The sequence below is a fragment of the Pseudomonas sp. KK4 genome, from assembly GCF_001984065.1.
Lineage (GTDB): Bacteria > Pseudomonadota > Gammaproteobacteria > Pseudomonadales > Pseudomonadaceae > Aquipseudomonas.
The window spans coordinates 93,535-104,798 of record NZ_LYVP01000006.1; the positions used below are offsets into that span (position 1 = coordinate 93,535).

At 61.9% G+C, this 11,264-nt stretch carries 7 protein-coding genes; 4 read left to right on the forward strand and 3 right to left on the reverse strand.

Annotated elements, in window-relative coordinates:
• Window positions 1-152: 152 nt before the first annotated feature.
• The gene (locus tag B0W55_RS04220; RefSeq protein ID WP_077044769.1) at window positions 153-1,646 is read left to right on the forward strand and encodes a YifB family Mg chelatase-like AAA ATPase; all 1,494 of its coding nucleotides are present in this window, start codon (window positions 153-155) and stop codon (window positions 1,644-1,646) included.
• A gap of 211 nt (window positions 1,647-1,857) precedes the next feature.
• Here the strand turns inward: B0W55_RS04220 and B0W55_RS04225 are convergent, their stop codons facing one another.
• Both B0W55_RS04225 and B0W55_RS04235 read right to left on the reverse strand, forming a co-directional pair.
• Window positions 1,858-3,834 (reverse strand): methyl-accepting chemotaxis protein, encoded by a 1,977-nt coding sequence (locus tag B0W55_RS04225; RefSeq protein ID WP_077044770.1) that lies wholly within the window; start codon window positions 3,832-3,834, stop codon window positions 1,858-1,860.
• A gap of 184 nt (window positions 3,835-4,018) precedes the next feature.
• Entirely contained in the window at window positions 4,019-4,939 is a 921-nt protein-coding gene (locus B0W55_RS04235; protein ID WP_077044771.1) for a LysR substrate-binding domain-containing protein, read from the reverse strand.
• A 158-nt stretch (window positions 4,940-5,097) separates the two neighbouring features.
• Between B0W55_RS04235 and B0W55_RS04240 the strand changes: the two genes are divergently transcribed.
• Entirely contained in the window at window positions 5,098-6,492 is a 1,395-nt protein-coding gene (locus B0W55_RS04240; RefSeq protein WP_077044772.1) for a NorM family multidrug efflux MATE transporter, read from the forward strand.
• 108 nt (window positions 6,493-6,600) lie between these two features.
• On the opposite strand, the gene B0W55_RS04245 is transcribed toward B0W55_RS04240, so the two are convergent.
• Window positions 6,601-8,274 (reverse strand): bifunctional diguanylate cyclase/phosphodiesterase, encoded by a 1,674-nt coding sequence (locus B0W55_RS04245; RefSeq protein WP_077044773.1) that lies wholly within the window; start codon window positions 8,272-8,274, stop codon window positions 6,601-6,603.
• A gap of 265 nt (window positions 8,275-8,539) precedes the next feature.
• Between B0W55_RS04245 and rep the strand changes: the two genes are divergently transcribed.
• Both rep and B0W55_RS04255 read left to right on the forward strand, forming a co-directional pair.
• Window positions 8,540-10,549 (forward strand): DNA helicase Rep, encoded by a 2,010-nt coding sequence (rep, locus tag B0W55_RS04250; RefSeq protein ID WP_077044774.1) that lies wholly within the window; start codon window positions 8,540-8,542, stop codon window positions 10,547-10,549.
• Window positions 10,550-10,606: 57 nt separating this feature from the next.
• A complete protein-coding gene (locus tag B0W55_RS04255) occupies window positions 10,607-11,179 on the forward strand; it encodes a xanthine phosphoribosyltransferase (protein ID WP_077044775.1) in 573 nt (190 codons plus the stop codon).
• Window positions 11,180-11,264: the final 85 nt, after the last annotated feature.

An 11,264-nucleotide genomic window follows, 5' to 3' on the forward strand; every position in this document is an offset into this window, starting at 1 on the left:
GCGATGGCGGTTTTTTCTGTCCGCGTGTCTGATGTTGAACTTGCAACATCTCGCGAAAATTCACGATCCCTCCCGCCACGCGAAATCCTCCTCTCCCGTCTACCCTTCAAAAACCCGCAGGAAGCGGCCCCCGTACAACTCAAGGAACGACCATGTCCCTCTCCATCGTCCACAGCCGCGCCCAGATTGGCGTGGATGCACCCGCTGTCACTGTTGAAGTCCATCTGGCCAATGGTTTGCCTTCGCTGACCATGGTCGGCCTGCCCGAAGCGGCGGTGAAGGAGAGTAAGGATCGGGTGCGCAGTGCGATCATCAATTCGGGGCTGCAGTTTCCGGCGCGGCGGATCACCTTGAATCTGGCGCCGGCGGATTTGCCCAAGGATGGCGGGCGGTTCGATCTGGCGATTGCGTTGGGAATTCTGTCGGCCAGCGTGCAGGTGCCGACCCTGACGCTCGATGACATGGAGTGTCTGGGTGAACTGGCGCTGTCAGGTGCGGTGCGCGCCGTGCGGGGTGTGTTGCCGGCGGCTCTCGCAGCGCGCAAGGCCGGGCGCTGGTTGATGGTGCCGCGGGCGAACGCTGAAGAGGCGTGCCTGGCGTCAGGGCTGAAGGTGATCGCGGTGGATCATCTGCTACAGGCAGTGGCCCACTTGAATGGACACACGCCCGTTGAGCCCTATGTGTCCGATGGGTTGATGCACGCCAGCAAACCCTACCCGGACCTGAACGAAGTGCAGGGTCAGTTGGCGGCCAAACGCGCACTGCTGATCGCGGCGGCAGGCGCGCACAATCTGCTGCTCAGCGGGCCGCCGGGAACGGGCAAGACGTTGTTGGCGAGCCGCCTGCCGGGTTTGTTGCCGCCGCTGGCCGAGAGTGAAGCGCTGGAGGTGGCGGCGATTCAATCGGTCGCCAGTTGTGCGCCACTGAGCCACTGGCCACAGCGGCCGTTTCGCCAGCCCCATCACTCGGCTTCGGGGCCCGCGCTGGTAGGCGGCGGCTCGAAACCACAACCGGGTGAGATAACCCTGGCCCACCACGGCGTGCTGTTTCTGGACGAGCTCCCGGAATTTGATCGCAAGGTATTGGAGGTGCTCAGGGAACCACTGGAGTCCGGGTACATCGTGATTTCGCGGGCGAAGGATCGCGTGCGATTCCCGGCGCGTTTCCAGTTGGTAGCGGCGATGAATCCGTGCCCCTGTGGATATCTTGGCGAGCCCACTGGTCGCTGCTCTTGCACGCCGGACATGGTCCAGCGCTATAGAAACAAGCTGTCAGGACCGCTGCTGGATCGCATCGACTTGCACCTGACTGTAGCCCGGGAAGCCACCGCGCTTAACCCGGCGACAAAACCCGGAGAAGACAGCGCCAGTGCCGCAGCCCTGGTCGCTGAAGCTCGCGAGCGTCAGCAAAAGCGCCAGGGCTGCGCCAACGCTTTTCTGGATCTGCCGGGACTGCGGCGACACTGCAAGTTAGCCACCGCCGATGAGCATTGGCTGGAAACGGCGTGCGAGCGATTGACCCTGTCGTTGAGGTCGGCCCATCGATTACTCAAGGTTGCGCGCACCTTGGCAGACCTTGAACAGGCTGATGGCATTACCCGGGAGCATTTGGCGGAGGCATTGCAGTATCGGCCGGCGACGCAGTGAACGTGCTGGAACCGAGTCGACCCATTCGCGAGCAAGCCCGCTCCCACAGGTTTTGTGCCGTACGCCGCTCCAAATGTGGGAGTCAACGATGATGCGGGAAACCTGATACCCCGCGGTGTTCCGGCGTTCATCGCGAGCAAGCTCGCTACTACAGGGGAACGCATTCCAATGTGGGAGCGGGCTTGCTCGCGAAGGCTATTTGCGCGGCACCTCAACGAAACCGATCAACCTCGGCCCGCAAATCCGCCGCCAGCTTCTCCAGCTCTTTAGCCGTAATCGCCAGGTTGGACACCACTTCACGCTGCTCGCTATTGGCCAACGCAATACTTTGCAGATTGCTGCTGAGCAAGGTCGCCGTGCTGCTCTGTTCCTGAGTCGCCGTGGTAATCGCGGCAAACTGCTGACCCGCCGAACGGCTCTGCTCGTCGATCCGCGCCAATGCCGCGGCAACGTTTGCGTTGCGCGACAGGCCTTCCTGCATCAGCACATTGCCCTGCTCCATGGTGCTGATAGCGTTGCCGGTCTCCTGCTGAATGCTTTGGATCATGCTGGAAATTTCGTCGGTGGCTTCGCGGGTACGAGACGCCAGGTTGCGCACCTCATCGGCCACCACGGCAAAACCACGGCCCTGCTCGCCGGCCCGGGCCGCTTCGATGGCGGCATTGAGCGCCAGCAGGTTGGTTTGCTCGGCGATCGAGGTAATCACCCCGACAATGCCGCCGATTTCCTGAGAGCGCTGACCCAGGGTGTTGATCACCGTCGCGGTGCTGTTCAAGGCACCGGCGATCTGCTCCAGCGACGACGACGCTTCGTCCATGGACGTGCGGCCGATTTGTGTCTGCTGGGCGTTTTCCTGGGCCAGGCGCTGGGTGTTGCCCATGTTGTCGGCGATGTTCAACGAGGTGGCGCTGAACTCTTCCACGGCCCCGGCCATGCTGGTGATTTCCCCCGACTGCTGCTCCATCCCCTCATAGGCGCCACCGGACAGACCGGACAAGGCCTGGGCACGGCTGTTGACCTCCAGCGAGGCATTGCGGATGTGCTCGACCATGGTCGACAGCGCCTGGCTCATCTGGTTGAAGGCGCGGCCCAACTGACCGATTTCGTCGTTGCTGGACACGTTCAAGCGCACGCTCAAATCACCAGCGCCCAAGGCTTCGGCCTGACGCACCAGATCCCCCAGCGGCGCCAGTTTGCTGCGCAACAGCCACACTGCCGAACCGACGGCCAGCAACATCGCCAGCAAACTGCCGATGGCCAATTGAATACCGACGCTCCAGGTGACGGCGCTGATTTCGGCTTTGGGCATGCTCGCCACCACCGACCACGGGCCACCTTCGAATGGCACGGCCACGCTATAGAATTCTTCGGACGTGTCGCTCCAGAAATCGCCCTTGCCGGGCGTTTTCGCCAGCTCGACAATTTCCGGGACGGCTTGATCCAACGCCTCTACACCGGCAATCGGCACCAGCCATTTGTTCTGCTCATCCAGCAGCGCCAGGGAACCGGTCTGGCCGATACGGAAACGCTTGAGGTTTTCGAATTGGGCTTTCTGCGCGTCGGTGTAATCGAACCCTACGTACAACACCGCAAACACCTTACCGCTGCTATCACGCACCGGGGTGTACTGCGACATGTAGAAGCGCTCGAACAGCAGAGACCGTCCAACGAAACTCTGCCCCGACATCAAACGGGCATAGGCCGGGTTCGCATGATCGAGCACCGTGCCGATGGCGCGGCTGCCGTCCTGCTTGGTGACGTTGGTGCTGATGCGAATAAAGTCTTCGCCGCTGCGCACGAACACTGTGGCCACGCCCGCGGTCATTTGCTTGAACTCGTCCACTTCCTTGAAGTTGTTGTTCAGCACTTCGCTGCCCAGCTGCAAGCCAGGCGTCTGGGTGCCCGCCACGGTCACCGGCTCATCCGGGTGCACGGTCAGGCCTGCGCTGAATCGCTTTTCGAACAGCCCCGCCAGGCGCTGGGTGCTTTCACGCAAGGTGCCGTGAAAGGTGCTCAACTGATCGGCCAGCAACCGGGCTTCACTGGCCAGGTGCTCTTCGCGGGTGGCGAGGTTGGCGGTGTCCAGCGAGCGCAAGGCGAACAAGGTACTGCCGGTGATGACAATCGCCAGTATCACGGCGAGCGCAAGACCAAGCTGTGAAGCGATCCGGGCACGAGGTTGAGACATGACAGCTCCTGGCCGAGCAGCCGGATCATCCTGATCTCGAGCTCACTCAGCAAAATTTCTAATAATGGGAGTAGCGTGAAACCTGCACGAAGGTCCCACGCCAAGATTTTCGGCGGCTGGCGGGAATACTTGAGTCCCCAACCGGGATAAGGCTTGAGGCCGCCATTGCAGCGGCTTCATCGATTCAGCTCAAATGCACGACATCCGGCAATTCCATGGCCCTCACTTCCCCCTGCAGAAAGTCGCTGAGGCGGCGCATGCGCTCACCGCCCGGACGGGTTTTCGGCCACACCAGGTAATACTTCTCGCCGCTGGCCACCGCCGTCGGCCAAGGCAGGCTCAAACGTCCCTGGGCGACGTCTTCGGCCACCATCAACAGGTCACCCATGGACACACCGTAACCCCGTGCAGCGGCGATCATGCCCAGCTCCAGGGTGTCGAACACCTGCCCGCCCCTGAGCGACACCTGATCAGCCAGTCCCATGCGCTCCAACCAATTGCGCCAGTCGCGCCGGTCTGGCGTCGGGTGCAGCAACTCGGTGTTGGCCAGGCGCTTGGCATCCCAGGGTTGAGCGCTCGGCAAGTTGGGCGCGCCTACGGGGATCAACTCTTCGGGGAACAGGTAACTCGCCTCCCAGTCCGGTGGGAAATGGCCGTTGCTGAGCAACACCGCACAGTCAAACGGCTCATCGTTGAAGTCGACCGAGTCGACGTCCATCCAGGCGCTGGTCAATTGCACTTCGTTGCCCGGCTGCAAATGACGGAAGCGACTCAGGCGCGCCAGCAACCAGCGCATGGTCAGCGTCGACGGGGCTTTCATGCGCAGGATGTCGTCTTCGGCGCGCAGGGTGTTGCAGGCCCGCTCCAAAGCAGTGAAGCCCTCACGGATGCCCGGCAGCAGCAAACGGGCCGATTCGGTCAGTTGCAGGTTGCGCCCACTGCGGTGAAACAAGCGACAGGCAAAATGCTCTTCGAGGGTGCGAATATGCCGGCTGACCGCACTTTGGGTGATGGACAGCTCTTCGGCAGCACGGGTGAACGAGCTGTGCCGCGCGGCCGCTTCGAATGCGCGCAGGGCATACAAGGGAGGAAGACGACGTGACATCGGGAAAGCTCCTACCGCGGAATTCAATCACCCTATCAGAAATTTCCTTGCATGAGTTTGACTCATGCCACCCATCCTTTTTATCCCTTTGTGCAAACCCCGCAGAGCGCCGAGAATCAACACTTTCCCATTCATATTGACCGTCGAGCGTGATGACCATGCAGCATCCGGCACGTACTGAACTCTGGGCCATTTTGCGGCTGTCGGGGCCGTTGATTGCCTCGCAGCTGGCGCACATGCTGATGGTCCTCACCGACACCTTGATGATGGCGCGCCTGAGCCCAGAGGCGCTGGCCGGCGGTGGGCTAGGCGCAGCGAGCTACTCGTTCGTGTCGATTTTCTGCATCGGTGTGATCGCCGCGGTGGGCACGCTGGTGGCGATCCGTCAGGGCGCTGGCGATATCCTCGGCGCCACCCGACTGACCCAGGCCGGGGTGTGGCTGGCGTGGCTGATGGCGCTGGGCGGTGGGTTGCTGCTGTGGAACCTCAAGCCGGTGTTGCTGCTGTTCGGCCAGACCGAGAGCAACGTGCAGGCAGCCGGACAGTTCCTGGTGTTCCTGCCGTTCGCCCTGCCCGGCTACCTGAGTTTCATGGCCTTGCGCGGCTTCACCAGCGCCATCGGCCGGGCGACGCCGGTGATGGTCATCAGCCTGGGCGGCACGGTGGCCAACTTCCTGCTCAATTACGCGCTGATTACCGGGATGTTCGGCCTGCCCAAACTGGGCCTGATGGGCATCGGCCTGGTCACCGCGATCGTCGCCAACCTGATGGCGCTGGCCCTGGCGTGGCACATTCGCCGGCACTCGGCTTACAACGCCTACCCGCTGCGTCAGGGGTTGTTCCAGCTCAACCGGCAATACCTGAAAGAGCTGTGGCGCCTGGGCCTGCCGATCGGTGGCACCTACGCCGTGGAGGTCGGGCTGTTTGCGTTTGCAGCGCTGTGCATGGGCACCATGGGCAGTACGCAACTGGCGGCGCATCAGATCGCCCTGCAGATCGTCTCGGTGGCGTTCATGGTACCGGCGGGGATTTCCTATGCGATCACCATGCGCATCGGCCAGCACTATGGCGCCGGGCAACTGCTGGATGCGCGTTTGGCCGGACGGGTCGGCATCGCCTTCGGCGCGGTGGCCATGCTGTGTTTTGCGATGGTGTTCTGGCTGTTGCCGAATCAGTTGATCGGCCTGTTCCTGGACCACAACGACCCGGCCTTTGGCGACGTCATCCAACTGGCCGTGAGCCTGCTCGCGGTAGCGGCCTGGTTCGAGCTGTTCGACGGCACGCAAACCATCGCCATGGGCTGCATTCGCGGGCTCAAGGACGCCAAGACTACGTTCCTGGTGGGGCTTGGCTGCTATTGGCTGATTGGCGCACCGGCGGCCTGGTGGATGGCGTTCCACTTGCAGTGGGGGCCGACGGGTGTCTGGTGGGGTTTGGCGCTGGGGTTGGCCTGTGCGGCGGTAAGCCTGACGCTGGCGTTCGAGGGGAAGATGAAGCGGATGATTCGGCGGGAGCCGGCGCCGCGGCATTACGACGCCGTTCGGGCGCAGTGATATCTATTGTGGGAGCGGGCTTGCTCGCGAATGCGGTCTGTCAGGCAAATCAGTGTTGACTGACACACCGCATTCGCGAGCAAGCCCCCTCCCACATTTCGTCCGCGTTCAGACCACCACTTCCAGCGCTGGCTGCTGATTGCCGTCGAAGGTCAGGTACTCCACCAGATCCGCCAGCGCCAGCGGCTTGCTGATCAGGTACCCCTGCACCTGATCGCAATCGAACCCGCGCAACAAATCCAGTTGCTCCGGTGTTTCCACACCTTCAGCCACCACTTCCAGATTGAGGTTGTGCGCCAGGTTGATCATCGCGTGAACCAGCTTGCGGTTCTCTTCGCGCTGCTCCATGCCGCCGACAAAACTCTTGTCGATTTTCAGCAAGGTGATCGGCAGGCTGTTGAGGTGCACGAAGGATGAGAAACCGGTGCCGAAATCGTCGAGGGAAAAGCGCACGCCCAGGCGCCCCAAGGCATCCATGGTCTGCTTGACCAGATCGCTGCGGCGCATGACTGCGGTTTCGGTCAGTTCGAATTCCAGCCATTGCGCCTCGACCCCGCGTTCGGCAATCAGCCGACTCAGGGTCGACAGCAGTTGGCTGTCCTGGAACTGTCGGAACGACAGGTTGATCGCCATGTGCAATGGCGGCAAGCCCAGCTCCAACAGCGCCTGCATGTCGCGCAGGGCCCGGGAAATCACCCAGTAGCCCAGCGGCACGATCAGGCCGCTCTGTTCGGCCAGGGGCACGAACTCGCTCGGCGGCAGCAGGCCACGCTCGGCATGACGCCAGCGCACCAGAGCTTCGAGGCCGACGATCTGGCCGTCCTCAAGGTTCAACCGTGGCTGGTAGTGCAGCTCCAGCTCATCACGGCGCAGCGCCCGGCGCAGCTCGGTTTCGAGGTCGGCGATGCTGCGCGCGTTGCGGTTGATGCGTTCGTTGAAGATGTGGAAGGTACAGCCCTGGGTGCTCTTGGCCTGCTGCATGGCGATGTGGGCATGCCACATCAGCGGGTCGGCGCCGGCCTGGGCGCGAGCGTGGGCGATGCCCAGGCTGGAGCCGATCAGCAGGCTCTCGCCATCGACCCAATAGGGCTCGGCCAGCGCTTCGGTGATGCGTTCGGCCATCCACTCGGCGCGCTGCGGTGCGCGGCGGGTGTCGATGAGCAAGGCGAATTCGTCGCTGCCCAGGCGGGCCAGTTGATCGCCAGCCTCGAGCTGGCTCTTGAGCCGCGCCACCACCTGCAGGATCAGCCGGTCGCCGGCCTGATGGCCGAGGGCGTCGTTGGCGTAACGGAAGTTGTCGAGATCGAGATGACCCAAGGCCAGGCCACGCCCGTCGTTTTCCGCCAGGCGTGCGGTCAGTAAGGTCTGGAAGCCCTGGCGATTGGCGATTCCGGTCAGCGGGTCCTGTTCGGCCAGGCGTTGCAGAGTGGTTTCCAGCACGCCGCGCTCGCGCACATGGCGCAGGCAGCGACGCAGCATGCCGGCGTCGAGGTGGTCGCGTACCAGCCAGTCGCTCACACCGTCGGGCGGGAGCTGCGGCTCATGTTCGAGCAGCAGCACCGTCGGCAGGCAGCAACGGCCCGGCGCAGGCTGAAGGGCCGGGATCGTCAACAACACCGCGCTGCGGTTGTCATCGAACAGACTGCTGACCGACTCCCAACTCGGAGCGCTGATGAGCACGGTCGAGCTCCCCATCGGAGCCAGACACTCGCGCAACAACGCTGCCCACGCTGGCTCTTCGGCCAGTAGCAGCAAACGCAAGGGTTCGACAGGCGTAGACAAGCTAGCTCCCTAGACTCTGCAAAGATGTAGGCGACGGGCATTATGCCGTGCTGATAAGCAATGACCAAATGACATCAGTTATCAAACGAGGCCTTTGTATCCGGAATTACGAACATTAGCCGGTAATTCGTTGCGCATCCTGCGTGAAAGTAACAAAACCGGCAATTAGAGATCGCGTTGTGCGTCACAAGTCGGACAGAGCAGCACAATTCTCAGAGCCTGTTAAAATGCCGGCCCATTTCGTGACTGACTCCTGAATTTACCTATGTCCCGACTCAATCCCCGGCAGCAAGAAGCCGTGAGCTACGTCGGCGGCCCTCTTTTGGTGCTCGCCGGTGCTGGCTCCGGCAAGACCAGCGTGATCACCCGCAAGATCGCACACCTGATCCAGAACTGCGGCATCCGCGCCCAGTACATCGTCGCCATGACCTTCACCAACAAGGCCGCACGCGAGATGAAAGAACGGGTCGGGACCCTGTTGCGCGCCGGCGAAGGCCGTGGCCTGACGGTGTGCACTTTCCACAACCTGGGCCTGAACATCATCCGCAAGGAGCACGCGCGACTGGGTTACAAACCGGGCTTCTCGATCTTCGACGAAACCGACGTCAAGGCCCTGATGACCGACATCATGCAGAAGGAATACTCGGGCGACGATGGCGTCGACGAGATCAAGAACATGATCGGCGCCTGGAAAAACGACCTGATCCTGCCAGCACAGGCCCTGGAAAACGCGCGCAACCCCAAGGAACAGACCGCCGCCATCGTCTATACCCACTACCAGCGCACGCTCAAGGCGTTCAACGCGGTGGACTTCGACGACCTGATCCTGCTGCCGGTGAAGCTGTTCGAAGAACACGCCGACATCCTGGAAAAGTGGCAGAACAAGGTGCGCTATCTGCTGGTGGATGAATACCAGGACACCAACGCCAGCCAGTACCTGCTGGTGAAAATGCTCATCGGCAAGCGCAACCAGTTCACCGTGGTGGGCGACGACGACCAGTCGATCTACGCCTGGCGCGGCGCGCGGCCGGAAAACCTGATGCTGCTCAAGGACGACTACCCGTCGTTGAAAGTGGTGATGCTGGAGCAGAACTATCGCTCCACCAGCCGCATCCTGCGCTGCGCCAACGTGCTGATCTCCAACAATCCCCACGAATTCGAAAAGCAGTTGTGGAGTGAGATGGGCCACGGCGACGAGATCCGTGTGATCCGCTGCCGCAACGAAGACGCCGAAGCCGAGCGCGTGGCCATGGAAATCCTCAGCCTGCATTTGCGCACCGACCGGCCCTACAGCGATTTCGCGATCCTCTATCGCGGCAACTACCAGGCCAAGCTGATCGAGCTGAAACTGCAGCATCACCAGGTGCCATATCGCCTGTCCGGCGGCAACAGCTTCTTCGGCCGTCAGGAAGTGAAGGACCTGATGGCCTACTTCCGCCTGATCGTGAACCCGGACGACGACAACGCCTTCCTGCGGGTGATCAACGTGCCGCGCCGGGAAATCGGCTCGACGACGCTGGAGAAACTGGGCAACTACGCCACCGAACGCAAGATCTCGATGTACGCCGCCACCGACGAAATCGGCCTGGGCGAGCACCTGGACAGTCGTTTCACCGATCGCCTGTCGCGCTTCAAACGCTTCATGGACAAGGTGCGCGAGCAGTGCGCCGGCGAAGACCCGATCGCGGCCCTGCGCAGCATGGTCATGGACATCGACTACGAGAACTGGCTGCGCACCAACAGCTCCAGCGACAAGGCCGCCGACTACCGCATGGGTAACGTCTGGTTCCTGATCGAGGCCTTGAAGAACACCCTGGAAAAAGACGAAGACGGTGAAATGACCGTCGAGGACGCCATCGGCAAACTGGTGCTGCGCGACATGCTCGAGCGTCAGCAGGAAGAGGAAGACGGCGCCGAAGGCGTGCAAATGATGACCCTGCACGCCTCCAAGGGCCTGGAATTCCCTTACGTGTTCATCATGGGCATGGAAGAGGAAATCCTCCCGCACCGCTCCAGCATCGAGGCCGACACCATCGAAGAAGAACGGCGCCTGGCCTACGTGGGCATCACCCGCGCCCGTCAGACCCTGGCCTTCACTTTCGCCGCCAAGCGCAAGCAGTACGGCGAGATCATCGACTGCGCGCCCAGCCGCTTTCTCGATGAGCTGCCACCGGACGACCTGGCCTGGGAAGGCAACGACGACACGCCGACTGAAGTGAAAGCCGTTCGCGGCAATAACGCATTGGCGGATATACGCGCGATGTTAAAGCGCTAGAATTGACCACTTTTACTTACACCTTCGGCGCACAAGGCGCCAACAGAGGACAGCTTCATGGAAGCACTGCACCAGAAAATTCGTGAACAAGGCATCGTGCTTTCCGACCAGGTCCTGAAAGTCGACGCCTTTCTGAACCACCAGATCGACCCGGCCCTGATGAAGCTGATCGGCGACGAATTCGCCACGCTGTTCAAGGATTCGGGCATCACCAAGATCGTCACCATTGAAGCCTCGGGCATTGCGCCGGCGATCATGACCGGCCTGAACCTGGGCGTGCCGGTGATTTTCGCCCGCAAGCACCAGTCCCTGACCCTGACCGAAAACCTGTTGTCGGCGACCGTGTACTCGTTTACCAAGCAGACCGAAAGCACCGTGGCGATTTCTCCGCGCCACCTGACCAGCAGCGACCGCGTGCTGATCATCGATGACTTCCTGGCCAACGGTAAGGCGTCCCAGGCGCTGATCTCGATCATCAAGCAGGCCGGCGCCACCGTGGCGGGCCTGGGTATCGTGATCGAGAAGTCGTTCCAGGGCGGCCGTGCAGAGCTGGATGCACAGGGTTATCGCGTGGAGTCGCTGGCTCGGGTGAAGTCGCTCAAAGATGGCGTCGTGACTTTCATCGAATAAGCCGACCCACCTCGTACCCAATGTGGGAGCGGGCTTGCTCGCGAAAGCGATTCATCCGTCAACATTTTCGTTGACTGACACACCG

Coding starts and splice junctions, on each gene's coding strand:
- B0W55_RS04220 (WP_077044769.1), top strand. CDS start 153: ATGTCCCTCTCCATCGTCCACAGCCGCGCCCAGATTGGCGTGGATGCA.
- B0W55_RS04225 (WP_077044770.1), bottom strand. CDS start 3,834: ATGTCTCAACCTCGTGCCCGGATCGCTTCACAGCTTGGTCTTGCGCTC.
- B0W55_RS04235 (WP_077044771.1), bottom strand. CDS start 4,939: ATGTCACGTCGTCTTCCTCCCTTGTATGCCCTGCGCGCATTCGAAGCG.
- B0W55_RS04240 (WP_077044772.1), top strand. CDS start 5,098: ATGCAGCATCCGGCACGTACTGAACTCTGGGCCATTTTGCGGCTGTCG.
- rep (WP_077044774.1), top strand. CDS start 8,540: ATGTCCCGACTCAATCCCCGGCAGCAAGAAGCCGTGAGCTACGTCGGC.
- B0W55_RS04255 (WP_077044775.1), top strand. CDS start 10,607: ATGGAAGCACTGCACCAGAAAATTCGTGAACAAGGCATCGTGCTTTCC.